Origin of the sequence: Paraburkholderia sp. Cy-641, assembly GCF_011752945.1 — a bacterium.
Lineage (GTDB): Bacteria > Pseudomonadota > Gammaproteobacteria > Burkholderiales > Burkholderiaceae > Paraburkholderia.
This window is the reverse complement of sequence record NZ_VWWM01000043.1, coordinates 59,696-77,351: the sequence shown is the minus strand read 5'-3', so window position 1 is coordinate 77,351 and position 17,656 is coordinate 59,696. Positions and strand designations below refer to the sequence as shown.

16 protein-coding genes and 1 tRNA gene are annotated in these 17,656 nt (G+C 65.5%); 6 read left to right on the top strand and 11 right to left on the bottom strand.

Annotated features, from left to right (window positions below; all coding sequences use genetic code 11):
* Nucleotides 1-1,160 (top strand): M48 family metallopeptidase (locus F3J20_RS22265; RefSeq protein WP_240162863.1); only part of this gene is annotated, 1,160 nt, incomplete at its 5' end.
* Between the two features lie 99 nt (nt 1,161-1,259).
* Here F3J20_RS22265 and F3J20_RS22260 read toward each other — a convergent pair.
* From F3J20_RS22260 to gatC, 5 genes are all read right to left on the bottom strand, one after another.
* Nucleotides 1,260-2,039, bottom strand: coding sequence for an exodeoxyribonuclease III (locus tag F3J20_RS22260; protein WP_167042148.1), 780 nt, complete (start codon nt 2,037-2,039; stop codon nt 1,260-1,262).
* A gap of 52 nt (nt 2,040-2,091) precedes the next feature.
* The gene (locus tag F3J20_RS22255; RefSeq protein WP_167042146.1) at nt 2,092-2,931 is read right to left on the bottom strand and encodes a PPK2 family polyphosphate kinase; all 840 of its coding nucleotides are present in this window, start codon (nt 2,929-2,931) and stop codon (nt 2,092-2,094) included.
* Nucleotides 2,932-3,068: 137 nt separating this feature from the next.
* Complete coding sequence (gene gatB, locus F3J20_RS22250) at nt 3,069-4,544, bottom strand: Asp-tRNA(Asn)/Glu-tRNA(Gln) amidotransferase subunit GatB (RefSeq protein WP_167284513.1); 1,476 nt, start codon at nt 4,542-4,544, stop codon at nt 3,069-3,071.
* A gap of 5 nt (nt 4,545-4,549) precedes the next feature.
* Nucleotides 4,550-6,037 (bottom strand): Asp-tRNA(Asn)/Glu-tRNA(Gln) amidotransferase subunit GatA, encoded by a 1,488-nt coding sequence (gene gatA / locus F3J20_RS22245; protein WP_167042142.1) that lies wholly within the window; start codon nt 6,035-6,037, stop codon nt 4,550-4,552.
* A 193-nt stretch (nt 6,038-6,230) separates the two neighbouring features.
* Complete coding sequence (gene gatC / locus F3J20_RS22240) at nt 6,231-6,530, bottom strand: Asp-tRNA(Asn)/Glu-tRNA(Gln) amidotransferase subunit GatC (RefSeq protein ID WP_167042139.1); 300 nt, start codon at nt 6,528-6,530, stop codon at nt 6,231-6,233.
* A 376-nt stretch (nt 6,531-6,906) separates the two neighbouring features.
* On the opposite strand from gatC, the gene F3J20_RS22235 reads away from it, so the two are divergent.
* The 5 genes from F3J20_RS22235 to rodA all read left to right on the top strand — a co-directional run bounded on the left by F3J20_RS22235 (nt 6,907) and on the right by rodA (nt 13,411).
* Nucleotides 6,907-7,950: a rod shape-determining protein gene (locus F3J20_RS22235; protein WP_004189550.1), complete on the top strand. Its 1,044-nt coding sequence runs from the start codon at nt 6,907-6,909 to the stop codon at nt 7,948-7,950.
* Between the two features lie 154 nt (nt 7,951-8,104).
* A complete protein-coding gene (gene mreC, locus F3J20_RS22230; protein ID WP_167284512.1) occupies nt 8,105-9,226 on the top strand; it encodes a rod shape-determining protein MreC in 1,122 nt (373 codons plus the stop codon).
* On the top strand, nt 9,223-9,735 hold the full coding sequence (gene mreD / locus F3J20_RS22225) for a rod shape-determining protein MreD (RefSeq protein WP_167042135.1): 513 nt from the start codon (nt 9,223-9,225) through the stop codon (nt 9,733-9,735). Before mreC ends, mreD begins: the two co-directional genes overlap by 4 nt.
* A 156-nt stretch (nt 9,736-9,891) precedes the next feature.
* The gene (gene mrdA / locus F3J20_RS22220) at nt 9,892-12,252 is read left to right on the top strand and encodes a penicillin-binding protein 2 (protein ID WP_167284511.1); all 2,361 of its coding nucleotides are present in this window, start codon (nt 9,892-9,894) and stop codon (nt 12,250-12,252) included.
* Nucleotides 12,253-12,262: 10 nt separating this feature from the next.
* Nucleotides 12,263-13,411: a rod shape-determining protein RodA gene (rodA, locus tag F3J20_RS22215; RefSeq protein WP_167042132.1), complete on the top strand. Its 1,149-nt coding sequence runs from the start codon at nt 12,263-12,265 to the stop codon at nt 13,409-13,411.
* An 82-nt stretch (nt 13,412-13,493) separates the two neighbouring features.
* Here rodA and F3J20_RS22210 read toward each other — a convergent pair whose 3' ends face one another.
* From F3J20_RS22210 to F3J20_RS22185, 6 genes are all read right to left on the bottom strand, one after another.
* Complete coding sequence (locus tag F3J20_RS22210) at nt 13,494-14,183, bottom strand: tetratricopeptide repeat protein (protein ID WP_240162866.1); 690 nt, start codon at nt 14,181-14,183, stop codon at nt 13,494-13,496.
* 53 nt (nt 14,184-14,236) lie between these two features.
* A complete protein-coding gene (locus F3J20_RS22205; RefSeq protein ID WP_167042127.1) occupies nt 14,237-15,019 on the bottom strand; it encodes an aldolase/citrate lyase family protein in 783 nt (260 codons plus the stop codon).
* A 212-nt stretch (nt 15,020-15,231) separates the two neighbouring features.
* A complete protein-coding gene (gene queD, locus F3J20_RS22200) occupies nt 15,232-15,690 on the bottom strand; it encodes a 6-carboxytetrahydropterin synthase QueD (protein ID WP_167042125.1) in 459 nt (152 codons plus the stop codon).
* 6 nt (nt 15,691-15,696) lie between these two features.
* Nucleotides 15,697-16,329 carry a 7-carboxy-7-deazaguanine synthase gene (queE, locus tag F3J20_RS22195; protein WP_167042124.1) on the bottom strand — a complete coding sequence of 211 codons (633 nt, stop codon included), beginning with the start codon at nt 16,327-16,329 and terminating at the stop codon, nt 15,697-15,699.
* An 85-nt stretch (nt 16,330-16,414) separates the two neighbouring features.
* On the bottom strand, nt 16,415-17,146 hold the full coding sequence (queC, locus tag F3J20_RS22190; RefSeq protein ID WP_167284509.1) for a 7-cyano-7-deazaguanine synthase QueC: 732 nt from the start codon (nt 17,144-17,146) through the stop codon (nt 16,415-16,417).
* Between the two features lie 427 nt (nt 17,147-17,573).
* Nucleotides 17,574-17,649, bottom strand: a tRNA-Phe gene (locus F3J20_RS22185).
* Nucleotides 17,650-17,656: the final 7 nt, after the last annotated feature.

Sequence of the window (17,656 nt, the reverse complement as noted above, 5' to 3'; positions counted from 1 at the left end):
CCGGTAGCAACGCAGGCGCGACGAATACCGAAGCGCCCGCAGCGGCACCGGCCGCCAAATCCGCGCCATCCGCGGCGAGCGAAGAACGCGCGCCCGCGGCGACACCCGGCGCGAGCGGCGGCGCAGGCAACAGCGCGAGCAGCGGGACCAGCAACGCCGCCAGCAGTGGCACGAACACAAGCGCGCCCAGCACCAGCGGGAGTGCCGCGCCCGGGTCCGCGCCTCAAGCCGCCCAGGCTCAGCAGCCGTCACAACCGTCCGCCGCCGCGAAAGCACCCACCCAAGCACCCACCCAGGCACCCACCGGCGCTTCCGCGCAGGCCGCCGCCGTTCCGCCGCCCTACTACGTCAGCCCGCAGTTGCGTTATGGCGGCTACATGGTGTTCCGCAACCTGATCCCGTCGCCGATACTCGAGGCGCAAGCCACCGAGGAATTCGGCCAGATCGTCTACGGCGCCGAGCACGCGAACCGTCTCTATAGCGACACCGACCCGCACGTCACCCGCGTGCGCTCGATCGTCGACCGGATGATTCCGTACTCGCTGAAATGGAACGAGCGCGCGAAGGGCTGGAAGTGGGACCTGGCCGTCATCCGCTCGAACGACATCCGCATGTACTGCTTGCCGGGTGGCAAGATCGTCATTTATGGCGGACTGCTCGACCGGGTGCGCCTGAACGACAACGAACTCGGCATGCTGATCGGCCACGAGATCGCCCACGCCTTGCGCGAGCATGCGCGCATGCGGCTCGGTCAGCTTCAGGAGAGACAGCTCGATTCGTCGGGCACGATCCCGCAACTGTTCGGACTCGCCGATCTCGGCATGGCGCCGCTCGGCATCGGTTCGCGTCTGCTGGAAATGAAGTACGAAAGCACCGACGAAACCGAAGCCGACGTGATCGGCAGCGAAATCGCGTCGCGCGCGGGCTTCGATCCGCGCGCGGCGGTCACGCTCTGGGACAAGCTCGCGCTGGCCACGGGCAGCAGCCGCGAGCACGGCTTCATCTACGTGCATCCGTACACGCCGGCGCGCCGCGAGGACATCATCAAGCGGCTGCCGGACATGCTGCCGCTCTACGCGAAGGCAATCGGCAAGAGCGTCGACGCCTTGCCCGATTACGCGGGCCTCGGCCGGCCGGTTCGCAAGCAGGCGCGCAACTGACCGCTCCCTGTCCGGCCCGAAGACGCGGGCCACCCGGGCGCGCTGCGGCTTACGCCCCGGTTTAGCCGGCGCCCATGGGCCGGCACCGAGGCGCGCGCCTTACTTCTTGACCTTGTGGTCGTAATCGACGGTCAGCGGCGCATGGTCGCTGAACTTGATGTCGCGGAACACGTCGGTACGCTTCGCCTTGCCCGCGATGCCCGGCGTCGCGATCTGGTAGTCGATCCGCCACCCGACGTTCTTCGCATACGCCTGGCCGCGATTGCTCCACCACGTGTACTGTTCCGGGCGCTGGTCGAGCGTGCGGAACACGTCGACATAGCCGACCTCGTCGAACAGCTTGTCGAGCCACGCGCGCTCTTCCGGCAGGCAGCCCGAGTTCTTCTGGTTGCTCTTCCAGTTCTTGATGTCGATTTCCTTGTGGACGATATTCACGTCGCCGCACACGATCACCTCGCGCTCGCGCGAAAGCTCGGCCAGATGCGGCATGAACTCGTCCATGAAGCGGAACTTGGCCTGCTGGCGCTCCTCGCCGCTCGAACCGGACGGCACGTACACCGAAATCACCGACAGCTTGCCGAAGCGCAGTTCGACATAGCGCCCTTCGGAATCGAACTCCTCGCTGCCGAAGCCGATCACCACCTCGTCCGGTTCGTGACGCGTATAGACGCCCGCGCCGCTATAGCCCTTCTTCACCGCATGCTGGAAATAGCCGGTGAAATCGTGCGGCGCCATGAATTCCGGTGTCATGTCGTCCTGCGAGCATTTGATTTCCTGCACGCACAGCACGTCGGCTTTCTGCTCGCCGAACCAGTCGAAAAAGCCCTTCTTCGCCGCCGAGCGGATGCCGTTCAGGTTCGCGGTAATCACACGCAACATGGTGTTCCTCTTAGGTTCGATTCGTTTCCAAAGCCGGGGCGTCGAGCCGTTTTCATTCGACCTTGACGCCCTTCAGCGATTCTTTCGCAGGCGGATATTCGAGCTTCAGCGCGTCGAGCGTGCGCAGCAGCAGTTCGGCCACCATCACGTTGCGATGTGTCTTCGAGTCGGCGGGAATCACGTACCACGGCGCGTATTCCGTCGACGTCGCGGCAAGCGCGTTGTCATACGCCGACTGATACGCGTCCCACTGCTTGCGCGCTTCGAGGTCCGACACGTCGAATTTCCAGTGCTTGTTCGGATCGTCGATACGCGCCTGCAGACGCGCGCGCTGCTCGTCTTTCGAAATGTGCAGCATGCACTTGAGAAGGGTCGTGCCGCTGCAGCTCAGCATCTCCTCGAACTGGCGGATATGAGCGCAGCGCCGCTCGAACGCCTCGGCATCGAGTTCGCCGAGCACGGTCGGCACGAGCAGGTCTTCGTAGTGGCTGCGGTTGAAGATGGTCAGCTCGCCGGCCGCGGGCACCTGCGCATGCACGCGCCACAGAAAATCGTGCGCCAGTTCGACGGGCGTCGGTGCCTTGAACGGCACGACGCGCAAGCCGAGCGGATCGACTTCGTGGAACACCGCGCGAATCGTGCCGTCCTTGCCGCTCGTGTCCATGCCTTGCAGCACGAGCAGCACGCGGCGTTTCCTCTGCGCATGCAGGCGCTCCTGCAGATTGTCGAGCAGCACGCCGATCTCGGAGAGCCGCGCGCGATCCGCGTCTTTCGAGCCGCTCGAAAACGGCTTTGCCGCCGGATCGAAATCTCCCAGCGAGAAGCGGTTTTTCTTTTTGCCGTCGTCGAAACACGGCACGCGGAAATCGTCGAGTTCGGGTTGCTTCGCCATGCACACACTCCGTGATCTGCGTTCGAGGGACTCGCCCAAGCGGGACCGCCAAATGAAACGGGCCGTTGCCCTACTTTCGTTTCCGGCAACAGCCCGTCATGGCGCGAGCGTCACCGCTCGCGCCGCACTGCATCGACTCAGGACAGCTTCTTCTTCAGCAGTTCGTTCACCTGCGCCGGATTCGCCTTGCCCTTGGTCGCCTTCATCGCCTGGCCGATCAGCGCGTTGAACGCCTTCTCCTTGCCGGCGCGGAATTCGTCGACCGACTTCTGGTTCGCGGCGAGCACTTCGTCGATGATCGCTTCGAGCGCGCCGGTATCCGAAATCTGCTTCAAGCCCTTCGCCTCGATGATGCGGTCGGCGGCGGCTTCGTCGGTGGCTTTTTCTTCCCAGATCGCGAGGAAGATTTCCTTCGCGATCTTGTTCGAGATCGTGCCGTCGGCAATGCGTTGCAGCAGCAGCGCGAGTTGCGCGGCCGACACCGGGCACGCGGCAATGTCGAGCCCTTCGCGATTCAGTTGCGATGACACTTCGCCCATCAGCCAGTTCGCCGCGACCTTCGCGTTGGCCGGACCGATCTTCGCGACCACCGCCTCGTAGTACGCGGCCATCGCCTTGCCCGACGTCAGCACGTTCGCGTCGTAGGGCGTGAGGCCGTACTGCGATACGAAGCGCTGCTGGATCGCTTCGGGCAACTCCGGCATCTCGCTCTTCACGCGCTCGACCCACGCGGCGTCGATCACGAGCGGCATCAGGTCGGGGTCGGGGAAATAGCGGTAATCATGCGCGTCTTCCTTGCTGCGCATCGAGCGCGTTTCGCGCTTGTCCGGATCGTACAGACGCGTTTCCTGCACCACGGTGCCGCCGTCTTCGATCAGTTCGATCTGGCGGCGCACTTCGTACTGGATCGCTTCTTCAAGAAAGCGGAACGAGTTCAGGTTCTTGATCTCGGCGCGCGTGCCGAATTCAGCCTGACCGACCGGGCGCACCGACACGTTCGCGTCGCAGCGGAACGAGCCTTCCTGCATGTTGCCATCGCAGATGCCGAGCCACACGACGAGCGTATGCAGCGACTTCGCGTAGGCAACCGCCTCGGCCGCGCTGCGCATTTCCGGCTCGGTGACGATTTCGAGCAGCGGCGTGCCGGCGCGATTCAGGTCGATGCCGGTCATGCCCGCGAAGTCTTCGTGCAGCGACTTGCCCGCGTCCTCTTCCAGGTGGGCGCGCGTGAGGTTGATGGTTTTCTCGTACGCTTCCTTGCCCGCCTTTTCATTGGCCGGCACCTGGATCGTCACCTGGCCGCCCTGCACGACGGGAATTTCGTACTGGCTGATCTGATAGCCCTTCGGCAGATCGGGGTAGAAATAATTCTTGCGCGCGAAGATGCTGCGCGGCGCAACCGTCGCACCGATCGCGAGGCCGAATTGAATCGCGCGCTCGACCGCGCCGCGGTTCATGACCGGCAGCGTGCCCGGCAGGGCGAGGTCGACGGGGCTGGCCTGCGTGTTCGGCGCGGCGCCGAATTGCGTCGCGGTGCCCGAGAAGATTTTCGACTGCGTCGACAACTGCGCGTGGGTCTCCAGACCGATCACGACTTCCCATTGCTTGGTCATGGTGCTCACACTCCTGCCGGTGCCTGACGATGCCAGTCGGTGGCGCGCTGGAACGCGTCGGCCACCTGCAGCATCCGGGCTTCGTTGAAATAGTTGCCGATAATCTGCAGACCGACCGGACGCTGCGCATTCGCACCCGCGCCGAAGCCGCACGGCACGCTCATGCCCGGCAGGCCGGCGAGGCTCACCGACAGCGTGTAGATGTCGGCCAGATACATCTGCACCGGATCGTCGCCCTTCGCGCCGAGGTCCCATGCAACGGAAGGCGCGACCGGCCCCATGATGACGTCGCACTGCTTGAACGCTTCCTGGAAGTCCTGCGCGATGATGCGGCGGATCTTCTGCGCCTGCAGGTAGTACGCGTCGTAATAGCCATGCGACAGCACATAGGCGCCGACCAGAATGCGGCGCTTCACTTCGGGGCCGAAGCCTTCGGCGCGCGACTTCTTGTACATGTCGAGCAGATCGCGGTACTCGGCCGCGCGATGGCCGAAGCGCACGCCATCGAAACGCGACAGGTTCGACGAGGCTTCCGCCGGCGCGATCACGTAGTAGACCGGAATCGACAGTTCGGTTTTCGGCAGCGAGACGTCGACGAGCGTCGCGCCGAGCGCTTCGTACTGCCTGAGTGCCGCGTCGATCGACGCGCGCACGTCGTCGGCAAGACCGGCGCCGAAGTACTCCTTCGGCAGGCCGATGCGCAGACCGGCGAGCGGCTTGGCCGCGCCGCCTTCCTGCCAGGACTTGCCGAGATAGCGCGTGTAGTCTTCGTCCTCGCGCGCGAGGCTCGTCGAATCGCGCTCGTCGAAGCCGGCCATCGCGTTGAGCAGCAGCGCGCAGTCGGCGGCGCTCTGCGCCATCGGGCCGCCCTGATCGAGCGACGACGCGAACGCGATCATGCCGTAGCGCGACACGCGGCCATAGGTCGGCTTGATGCCGGTAATGCCCGAGAACGACGCCGGCTGGCGGATCGAGCCGCCCGTGTCGGTGCCGGTCGCGGCGGGCGCGAGACGCGCGGCCACGGCCGCTGCCGAGCCGCCCGACGAACCGCCCGGCACGGCCTTGCGATCCCACGGATTCTGCACCGCGCCGAAGTACGAATTCTCGTTGGACGAGCCCATCGCGAATTCGTCCATATTGGTCTTGCCCACGCACACCATGCCGGCGTTCGCGAGACGCGCGACCACGGTCGCGTCGAACGGGCTTTCGTAGTTCGCGAGCATCTTCGAGCCGGCCGTGGAGCGCCAGCCCTTCGTGACGAACACGTCCTTGTGCGCGATCGGCAGGCCGGCGAGCGGGCCCGCCTCGCCGCCGTGCAGCAGCGCGTCGGCGGCTTTCGCCTGCGCGAGCGTCAACTCGGGATCGACCTGGATGAACGCGTTCAGGCTATTGGCCGCGTCGATCCGCTTCAGGTACAGCTGCGCCAGTTCGACTGCGGAGCATTCCTTGGCCGTCAGTGCGGCGCGCAGTTCGGTCAGACTTTTTTCATGCATTGCGTTTTATCCTGGAAAGCGCGGCAGCGTGGTCACGCTGCCGTGAAGGCGTTCGGCTGCCCGCCGGCAAGCCGGGCCGGGAAAGCTTGCGGCGCACCGTGCGCGGCGCCGGCCGGACCACCCGCGAGAGGCTGCGCCGCGCGAAGCGCAGGGCGCTTGCCCGCGAGCCGCGCGGGACATGTGCGAACGCGGCTTATTCGATCACCTTCGGCACGAGATACAGACCGTCCTGCACGGCCGGCGCCGGGCGCTGAAAAGCCTCGCGCTCGACCGTCTCGGTCACGACGTCGTTACGCAGACGCAGCGCGACGTCTTCGATCTGCTCGATCGGGTGGGCAAGCGGCGCGATGCCGGTGGTATCGACCGCCTGCATTTGCTCGACGAGGCCGAAGAAATCATTGAGCTGGGCACGGGTGTGCTCGGCGTCGGCATCAGCCAGTTCGAGCCGCGCGAGATGCGCGATGCGCTTAACATCGGTCAGGGTCAGAGCCATGCAGTCACCGGAAAGAGGTGGAGTGTCGTCACACTTGAAAAAAACCCGCTGTAACAGCGGGTTACGACACGATAGGACAATCCCGAAAAAGGAACGGCAACGGCAAAAAGTGCCCTCCGTTTCCTTCAAAACATCCAAAATTATAAGGTATCATTACGCGTTCGACCCAAACCCGGACCGACTTACCAAGGCCTTACGGACCCTTCCCCAAGAACGTCCGTTGCTTTCCGCCCTGGCTCTGCAACGGCCTCCGGTAGACTCCCTCGCAGCTTCAAGTTCCTGTGGCGCCGCTTCGCCCGGCTGGAGCTGTTATTTTTTCCGCTGCCGCCCTACGCATACGGTGCGAGGCCCGGCCCCCAGCGAGACAGGATTTTGAATGTTCGGCTTTTTGCGCAGCTACTTCTCCAACGATCTGGCGATTGACCTCGGCACCGCCAACACGCTCATCTACATGCGTGGCAAGGGCATCGTGCTCGACGAACCGTCGGTGGTCTCGATCCGCCAGGAAGGCGGTCCCAACGGCAAGAAAACCATTCAGGCAGTCGGCAAGGAAGCCAAGCAGATGCTCGGCAAGGTGCCGGGCAACATCGAGGCGATCCGCCCGATGAAAGACGGCGTGATCGCCGACTTCACCGTCACCGAGCAGATGATCAAGCAGTTCATCAAGACTGCTCACGAATCGCGCATGTTCTCGCCGTCGCCGCGCATCATCATCTGCGTGCCGTGCGGTTCGACCCAGGTCGAGCGCCGCGCGATCAAGGAAGCCGCCCACGGCGCGGGCGCCTCGCAGGTCTATCTCATCGAAGAGCCGATGGCCGCCGCGATCGGCGCGGGCCTGCCGGTGTCGGAAGCAACCGGCTCGATGGTCGTCGACATCGGCGGCGGCACGACCGAAGTCGGCGTGATCTCGCTCGGCGGCATCGTCTATAAGGGCTCGGTGCGCGTCGGCGGCGACAAGTTCGACGAAGCGATCGTCAACTACATCCGCCGCAACTACGGCATGCTGATCGGCGAACAGACCGCCGAAGCCATCAAGAAGGAAATCGGCTCCGCGTTCCCGGGCTCCGAAGTCAAGGAAATGGAAGTGAAGGGCCGCAATCTGTCGGAAGGCATTCCGCGCAGCTTCACGATTTCGAGCAACGAAATTCTCGAAGCGCTGACCGATCCGCTGAACCAGATCGTCTCGTCGGTGAAGATCGCGCTGGAGCAAACGCCGCCGGAACTCGGCGCCGACATCGCCGAGCGCGGCATGATGCTGACCGGCGGTGGCGCGCTGCTGCGCGACCTCGACCGCCTGCTCGCGGAAGAAACCGGCCTGCCGGTGCTCGTCGCCGAAGACCCGCTGACCTGCGTCGTGCGCGGCTCGGGCATGGCGCTCGAACGCATGGACAAGCTCGGCAGCATCTTCTCGTACGAGTAAGCGAGCTTTTCTCCCATGTCAGTAGCGCGGATCTGGCACACGGCCCCTTGCGGGCCGCTTTGCCGTTGGCTGGGCCGCCCAGCCGCCACGCGCTGACCGCGCGCGCCTCTCGCGCCGCCGTCTCACCCAACCGCTCACGCCCCCGGCGCCGACCATGGAATACAGTCCGCCGCCTCTGTTCAAGCAAGGCCCCTCGGCTCTCGCCCGACTGGTGTTCTTCGTCGTGCTGGCGATCGCCCTGCTGATCTCCGATGCCCGCTTCCAGACGCTCGAAATCGTCCGCGGCGTGCTCGGCGCGGGTCTTTATCCGTTGCAGCGCGCAGCGCTCGTGCCGCGCGACATCTTCATGGGCGCCGCCGATCTCGCCGTGACGAGCGCCACGCTGCGCGGCGAAAACGAAAAGCTGCGCGCGAAAGATCTGCTGCTTTCGCAGCAGGCCAACACGGCCGCGACGCTCGCTGCCGAAAACACCCATCTGCGCGCGCTGCTGCAACTATCGCAGCACCTGACCACGCAATCGCTGCCGGCCGAAATCCAGTACGACACGCGCGATCCGTTCACGCAGAAAGTCGTGATCGGACGCGGCGCGCAGCAAGGCATCCAGAACGGCTCGCCGGTCGTCGACGAAAACGGCGTGATCGGCCAGGTCACGCGCGTGTTCCCGCTGCAGGCCGAAGTCACGCTGCTGACCGACAAGGATCTGGCCGTGCCGGTGGAAATTTTGCGCACCGGCTTGCGCAGCGTGATCTACGGCACGCCGAAGGGCGACACGCTCGATCTGCGCTTCGTGCCGATCAGCGCCGACGTGCAGACCGGCGACGAGCTCGTCACGAGCGGCCTCGACGGTGTGTATCCGCCGGGCTTGCCGGTCGCGAAGGTCGTGCGCGTCGACAAGCAGGCCGACACCGCGTTTGCGCGCGTGGTCAGTCTGCCGGTCGCGGCGGTGCGCGGCGCGCGCGAGGTGCTGGTGCTGCACGTTCAGGACAACGTGCCGCCGCGCCCGGCCGACGAACCCGACGCGGCCACGGCCGCGAAGGATGCGAAAGCGAAGAAGGGCGGCAAGGCGGCAGACAGCAAGGGCACGGCGGATAAATCCGCAGCCAAGCCCGGCGACAAGGCCGCAGCCGAAAAACCCGCCGCCAAAGCCACGGAAAAGGCCCCGGCCAAAAACGCCGCTACCGAGAAGAAGTCCGAGAAATCCGCCGACAGGAAGGCCGACAAGCCGGCCGCCGCGAAGACCGCGAAGCCGCAAGCCGCGCCGGGGGCTCAGCCATGAACCGCCCGCAATACATCCTGCAGCCGGTCAATCCGTACTTCATCGCGTTCAGCCTCGCCGCGGCGTTCCTGCTGAACCTGATGCCGTGGGGACGTCTCGCCGGCGTGCCCGATTTCGTCGCGCTCGTGCTGCTGTTCTGGAACGTGCACCAGCCGCGCAAGGTCGGCATGGGCATCGCGTTCCTGCTCGGCCTGCTGATGGACGTGCACAACGCGAGCCTGCTCGGCGAGCACGCGCTCGCGTACACGCTGCTGTCGTACGGCGCGATCACGATCCATCGCCGCGTGCTGTGGATGTCGCTCGGCGTGCAAACGTTCGCGGTCATGCCGCTGCTCGTCGTCGCGCAACTGGTGCCGTTCGTGATCCGTCTGCTGACCGGCGCGGCGTTCCCGGGCTGGAGTTACCTGATCGACGGTTTTGTCGAAGCCGCGCTGTGGCCGCTCGCGAGCGTGCTGCTGCTGATGCCGCAACGCCGCCCGGCCGATCCGGACGACACGCGGCCCATTTGATCCCGCTTCGGGCCCGCCGGCCGCTTTACCGCGACATGTCGCAGTAAAGCCCGCGCCGCCGGCCCGCCCGACGCGCATTGCAGTTCCTGCCACCGGTCCCGACCGGTTTGGGCGCACACTCTGGATGGCCGCGCGCCGGCCTTTTGCTTAAATCGCATGACCGAATTCAAGGACACTCAACAGCAGCTCACGAAATTCCGCCTGCGCGTCGCGGCGGCGGGCCTGTTCGTGTTCGTCTGCTTCGGGCTGATCGGCTTCCGCTTCCTGTTCCTGCAGGTTTGGCACTACAGCAAATACTCGCTGCAGGCCGACGAAAACCGCATTTCCGTCGCGCCGATCGTGCCGAACCGCGGCATCATCACCGACCGCAACGGTGTCGTGCTCGCGAAGAACTACTCGGCCTACACGCTCGAAATCACGCCGTCGAAGCTGAACGACTCGCTCGACAACGTGATCGACAACCTGGCCACGGTCATCTCGATCGACGCGCGCGACCGCCGCCGCTTCAGGAAGCTGCAGGAAGACTCGAAGAACTTCGAAAGCCTGCCGATCCGCACCCGCCTCACCGACGACGAAGTCGCGCGCTTCACCGCGCAGCGCTTCCGCTTCCCCGGCGTCGAAGTGCGCGCGCGGCTGTTCCGCCAGTACCCGCTCGGGCCGACCGCCGCGCACGTGATCGGCTACATCGGGCGGATTTCGCAGCGCGACCAGGACCGCATCGACGACGCGAGCGACCAGAACGACAGCGATCCCGATCACTACGATCCGCGTCTCGACGCCAACAACTACAAGGGCACCGACTACATCGGCAAGATCGGCATCGAGCAGAGCTACGAAACCGAGCTGCACGGTCAGACCGGCTTCGAGGAAGTCGAGGTGACGGCGGGCGGGCGGCCCGTGCGCACGCTGTCGCGCACCCAGGCGACGCCCGGCAACAACCTCGAGCTGTCGCTCGACATCGGTTTGCAGCAGGTGGCCGAGCAGGCCTTCGCCGGCCGCCGCGGCGCGCTCGTCGCGATCGAGCCGTCCACCGGCGACGTGCTCGCGTTCGTGTCGGCGCCGAGCTTCGATCCGAACTCGTTCGTCGACGGCATCGACCAGCAGACCTGGGACGAACTCAACAACTCGCCCGACCATCCGCTCCTGAACCGGCCGCTGCACGGCACCTATCCGCCGGGCTCGACCTACAAGCCGTTCATGGCGCTCGCCGCGCTGACGCTGCACAAGCGCACCACGGGCTGGGGCTTCCAGGACCCCGGCTACTACACGTTCGGCGGCCACACCTTCCGCAACGACGTGCGTTCGGGCCAGGGCTGGGTCGACATGAACCGCGCGATCGTCGTCTCGAACGACACGTACTTCTACATGCTCGCGCATGACCTCGGCGTCAACAACATCGCGAACTTCATGAAGCCGTGGGGCTTCGGGCAGATCACCGGCATCGACATCGCGGGTGAGGCCAAGGGCATCCTGCCGTCGACCGACTGGAAGCGCCACGCGTACCGCCGCCCCGAGCAGCAGAAGTGGTACGAAGGCGAGACGATCAGCCTCGGCATCGGCCAGGGCTACAACTCGTTCACGATCCTGCAGCTCGCGCATGCGACCGCCACGCTCGCCAACAACGGCGTCGTGATGAAGCCGCACCTCGTGCGCGACATCGAAAATCCGATCACGAAGGAAACGCGGCCGGTCGTGCGCGATCCGAGCGACAAGATCGCGGTCCGCCAGCAGGACATCGACTTCATCAAACGCGCGATGGAAGGCGTGGTCACCAACGGCACGGCCGCCAAGGTGTTTGCCGGCGCGCCGTACCAGGCGGCCGGCAAGACCGGTACGGCACAGGTCTACTCGCTGCAAGGCGCGAACTACAGAGGTCACGCACTCGCCGAGCGTCTGCGCGACCACGCGCTCTTCATCGCCTTCGCGCCGGTCGAGCAGCCGAAGATCGCGGTCGCGTTGATCGTCGAAAACGGCGGCTGGGGCGCGGAAGCGGCCGGCCCGATCGCGCGCAAGGTGCTCGACTACTACCTGATCGGCAGGAACAAGCCGGGGGCGGAGGAAGCCGCCGTCGCGGCAGCGGCTTCGGCGACGCTCGACGCGTCCGCGCCGCAGGTCGGCGACGCGCCGCCTTCGAAGGACAGCACGCAGCCGATCAGGATCGCGGCGGGCTTCACGGCATTGCCGGTTCCCGGCGCCTCGGAAGCCGTGGCCGCATCGGCGGCTGTCGCGGCGTCGGCAGCTTCGGCCGCGAATGGGGCATCGGCACCAGCGGCCGCTTCTGCCGCCGCGGCATCCGCTCCGGCAGCACCGGCCGGATCCGCAGCGCAGGCAGCCTCGGCGGCCAAACCGGCTTCGGCGTCCGCCGCCGCGAAAAAATCCACGGCGCGCTCATCCGGCGCGCCACGCAAACCCCGTCCGGCGAGCGAGCCGACGCCGAACGTCGCGGCGCCGTCGCGCGAGGACGCCGCTCAGGACGCGTCGCCACGCCGGCCGGCCGCCGGCGGCATCGACGAATAAGGAGAAAGGCATGCAATTCGACAAGCGCGCCTGGCTCGACCGCATCAAACGGATGTTCGTGGGCTTCGACCGTCCGCTCGCACTGATCGTGTTTCTGCTGCTGTGCGTCGGCATCGTCACGCTGTACAGCGCGACGCTCGACATGCCCGGCCGCGTGGAAGACCAGTTGCGCAACATCCTGCTGACGTTCGTGCTGATGTGGGCGCTCGCCAATGTGCCGCCCAATACGCTGATGCGCTTCGCGGTCCCGCTCTATACGTTCGGGATCGCGTTACTGGTCGCGGTCGCGATGTTCGGCCTCACGCGCAAGGGCGCGAAGCGCTGGATCAACGTCGGCGTGGTGATCCAGCCATCGGAAATCCTGAAGATCGCGACTCCGCTGATGCTCGCCTGGTACTACCAGCGCCGCGAAGGCGTGATGCGCTGGTACGACTACCTGGTCGGCTTCGTGATTCTCATCGTGCCGGTCGGGCTGATCGCCAAGCAACCCGACCTCGGCACGGCCGTGCTCGTATTCGCGGCCGGCTTATTCGTGATTTACTTCGCGGGCCTGAGCTTCAAGCTGATCGTGCCGGTGCTGATCGCGGGCGTGATCGCGGTCGTGTCGATCGCGGCGTTCCAGGACAAGATCTGTCAGCCCGAGGTGCAGTGGCCACTAATGCACGACTACCAGAAGCACCGCATCTGCACGCTGCTCGATCCGACCTCGGACCCGCTCGGCAAAGGCTTCCACACGATCCAGGCGGTGATCGCGATCGGCTCGGGCGGCCCGCTCGGCAAAGGCTGGCTGAAGGGCACGCAGGCGCACCTCGAGTTCATCCCCGAGAAGCACACCGACTTTATTTTCGCGGTGTTTTCCGAAGAATTCGGCCTCGCGGGCGGGATCGTGCTGCTCACGCTATACATGCTATTGATCGCGCGCGGGCTCTATATCGCGGCCAATGGCGCGACGCTATTCGGGAGATTATTGGCCGGATCATTGACGATGGCGTTCTTCACCTACGCGTTCGTCAACATCGGCATGGTGAGCGGGATTCTGCCGGTGGTCGGCGTGCCGCTGCCGTTCATGAGCTACGGCGGCACCGCGCTGACGACGCTCGGCATCGCGGTCGGGCTCATCATGAGCGTCGCGCGCCAGAAGCGCCTGATGCAAAGCTAGCGACGCCTCACGGCACGCACGAACCGGCATGCAATGCGCAAAAGGGCGCTCCACCTGGAGCGCCCTTTTTTCATCGCCGTCATTACTGCGGCTTTACTTCCTTCTGATCGCGCAGTTGCGCGCTCAACTGCTGATACTTCAGACGCGCGGCCGGATCGCCCTGCGCCGCCGCAGCCGCGTAATACGCGCGCGCCACGTTCAGGTTCCGGTCGACGCCGTCGCCGCCGCGTTCGTAGAACGAGCCGGTCACGTATTGCGCGGTCATGTCGCCGCCCTGCGCCGCTTTCTTGTACCAGACGAAGGCCTGCCGGTTGTCGCGCTCGGTGCCGCGTCCGTCGAGGAACTGGTTGGCGAGGGCGAGCTGCGCCTGCACGTGTCCCTGCTGCGCCGCCTTCAGGAACCAGCGATGCGCCTCGGCCGGATCGCGCTCGACGAACTCGCCATCGTCGTACATCTTGCCGTACACGTACTGCGCGTGGGACATGTTCGCGTCGGCGGCCTTGCGCAGCCACTTCTTGCCTTCCTCGACGTTGGCCGGCGTGCCCTCGCCGTTGAGCAGCATCATCGCGTAGTTGAACTCGGCGAGCCGGCTGCCGCGCTCGGCGGCCTGGCGGAACTCGGTCAGCGCCGCGCCGAGATTGCCGGCGTTGTAGTCGGCCACCGCGGACTGCGTCTGCGGATCGTCCGACTTCGCGACCCGGTCCTGCGCGTGCGCGGCATCCCACGCGCCACTCGCCAGCAGCGCTGCCGCGAGCGCCGCCCGCACGCTCATCCGGGCCGCCGCCCGCACGCCGGCGCGCCACGCGACGCCTTGCACTCCGCCGTTCATGACCTCACCTCCTGCAATGCCTGACGGGTCGCGCGCAACATCCAGATGACGTCGGCGGCCAGCGCGATGAAGCGGAACCCCGCCTCGCGATACTGCCGCGCGCTCGCCACATCCATCGCGAAAATGCCCGCGATGATGCCGGCCTTGTCCGCGGCGCTGACGATGCGCGTCATCGCCGCCAGCACGTCGGCGTGCTTCGCGTCGCCTAGATGGCCGAGGCTCGCGGCCAGATCGGCCGGCCCGACGAACACGCAGTCGACGCCCGGCGTCGCCGCGATCTTCTCGACTTCCCGCAGGCCGCGCGCCGACTCGATCTGCACGATCGTCGCGATCTGCGCGTTGGCCGTTTGCACGTAGTCGCGCCGCATGCCGTAGCCGGCCGCGCGCACGACGCCCGCGACGCCGCGCTCGCCGTCCAGCGCCCCGGCGGTCGGATATTGGGTGAGCCGCACAGCGCGTGCCGCATCGTCGGCGGATTCGATATTCGGGAACATCAGCGTGCGCGCGCCGGCGTCGAGCACGCGCTTGACGAGCCACGGCTCGCTGGCAGGCACGCGCACCACGGGCTCGCTCGGCAGATGCGCGGCGGCGATCGCGCGCAATTGCGATTCGACGCCGCCGCTATCGTTCGGCGCATGCTCCATGTCGATCAGCAGCCAGTCGAAGCCGGCATGAGCGAGCGCCTCGGCCGCTGCATCGCTGCCAAGCGACAGCCACAGCCCGAACAGCGACGCGGGTTCCTTCAGACGTTGCTTGAGGGGATTGGTGAAGGTGCTCATCGGCTGGCCTCGCGCAGTTTCGTGACCGGAAGAGTGTCCGGAAGCGGAGTCAGATATGAGGTCAGGCAGAAACCGGGGCGCTGACGGCCCCGATGCCTGCTGCAACGCAATGCGATGACCGGCATGTCTCGCTCCGTGTGCTTGCCGGAACGATCATACCGTGACAATAACGCGAGGGTTCGCTCGCGCGGCGGGGGGAATGAGCAGCGGGGCTAGTCGCGCGCCTGGCCGCGGACCACGTCGGCCCAGCAGTTCGGCGTCTCGTACAGACGCACCTTGTGCAGACGCAGATTCACGCCGTAGTGCGCGTCATAGACGTTAGCGAGTATCTCGAACGCGATCGCGGCGAGGTTCTCGACGGTCGGAATGCGATCGAGCACGACGGTCTTGTGCCCCGCCATGGTTTCGAGAAAGCCGCGCACCTGCGTGTCGCCGGCATAGACCAGAAACGCGTGGTCCCACTTGTCGACCAGATGCTCGTTGGCGAGCGACTTCACGTCGGCGAAGTCCATCACCATGCCGCGATCGGGCGCGCCTTCGGTATCGACCAGGTCGCCTTGCAGCGTGATTTCGAGCACGTAGCGATGGCCGTGCAGATTACGGCACTGGCTGCGGTGATCGGGGATGCGGTGGCCCGCGTCGAATTCGAGTTTTCGGGTAATCGTCAGCACGGCAAATCAGGGAATGTTCAGATACTTGTGGGTCTGCATCGACAGGCGCCACTGCGGATGGCGTTTGCACCAGTCGATCGCGAGCTTCGTGTTGATGTCGCGCGAGGGGCCGTCCATCGGCTGGACGAGGAAATACTCGAAGTCGAGCTTCGCGTAGTCGGCAAGGCGCTGGTTGTCCTGCGGGATCACGACCTTCAGCTCGTTGCCTTTGGTCACGACGAGCGGCGCGTCGGCCTTCGGGCTCACGCAGATCCAGTCGATCGTTTCGAGCACGGGCAGCGAGCCGTTGGTCTCGATCGCGATCTCGAAGCCGGCCGCATGCAGCGCGTCGACGAGCGGCTGGTCCAGTTGCAGCATCGGCTCGCCGCCGGTGCAGACCACGAAACGCTCGCCCTCGCCTTGCGGCCATTGCGACGCGATCATCGCGACCAGTTCTTCAGGTGTGCGGTATTTGCCGCCGTTCTCGCCGTCGGTGCCGACGAAATCGGTATCGCAGAAACGGCACACGGCTTCCGCGCGATCCTCTTCACGGCCCGACCACAGATTGCAGCCCGCGAAGCGGCAGAACACGGCCGGACGCCCGGCATTCGCGCCCTCGCCCTGCAACGTGTAGAAGATTTCCTTGACCGCGTAAGTCATACTGCTATCTGCCCTGTATTCCTGAAGATAATGGCGCGTGATTTGCGCCGCTCGCTGCCCGATGGATGTACCGCCTTGTCGGCGCTCAGACCGGCTCGGTGACTTTTTCACCCGCGAGGTAGGCCTCGTAACCGCGCTTGCGCAGGCGGCATGCCGGGCATTCGCCGCAGCCGAAGCCCCACGCATGCAATTCGGAGCGTTCGCCGACATAGCAGGTGTGCGTCTCGACGCGCACCAGTTCGACCAGTTCGTCGCCGCCGAGCTCGTGCGCGAGGTGCCATGTGTCGGCCTTGTCGAGCCACATGAGCGGCGTTTCGAGCGCAAAGCGCGTGTCCATGCCGAGATTGAGCGCGACCTGCAGCGCCTTCATCGTGTCGTCGCGGCAATCGGGATAGCCCGAGAAGTCCGTTTCGCACATGCCGCCGACCAGCACCTGCAAGCCACGCCGATAAGCAATGGCCGCCGCGATCGTCATGAACATCAGATTGCGGCCCGGCACGAACGTGTTCGGCAAACCGTTGGCCGTGGCCTCGATTTCGATCTCGCGCGTCATCGCGGTGTCGCTGATCGCGCCGAGCAGCGACAGATCGATCATATGGTCGTCGCCGAGACGATCGGCCCATGCCGGAAACGCGCGCGTGACGGCCTGCCGGAACCCCTCGCGACATTCGAGTTCGACGCGATGCCGCTGACCATAATCGAAACCGAGCGTTTCCACCGTGTCGTAACGATCGAGCGCCCACGCGAGACAGGTGGCGGAATCCTGGCCGCCGGAAAACAACACGAGCGCGCTACGCTTAGCGTCTTTGCGGATCACCGTGAAACTCCGTGAATGAGAGTGCCAAGTCGCGCTGCGCGAGGTGCGTCATGCAAGCGACGCGGCGCGACATGTACCGGCACCGCTGCCGGCCAAAGCAGTATAGGTCGCGCGTTGCACGTGAACGTGACTGGGCGCTTATACCGTTGATCGCGTCGATCGTCGGGCGACGGGTTCGCCGCAGGTCGCGCCCGCGGGTCGTGCATAACGCACGGCACTCACGTGTTGCACTGATTCAGCCGCTGCACTGATGCGCGAGTGAAGCAACACGTTCGCATGCAAGTCCTTGAACTGGCGCGATTTTATCACGCGACGTTGAACGCTGCCCTCGACCTGACTCGCGAGCCAGCCGCAGAAACGCAAAGAAACGGATACCACCTGAAACGGAAAAGCCCCAGGAATCTTGCGATTTCCTGGGGCTAAATCCTGGTGGCCTGGGGCGGAATCGAACCACCGACACGCGGATTTTCAATCCGCTGCTCTACCAACTGAGCTACCGGGCCAACGAAG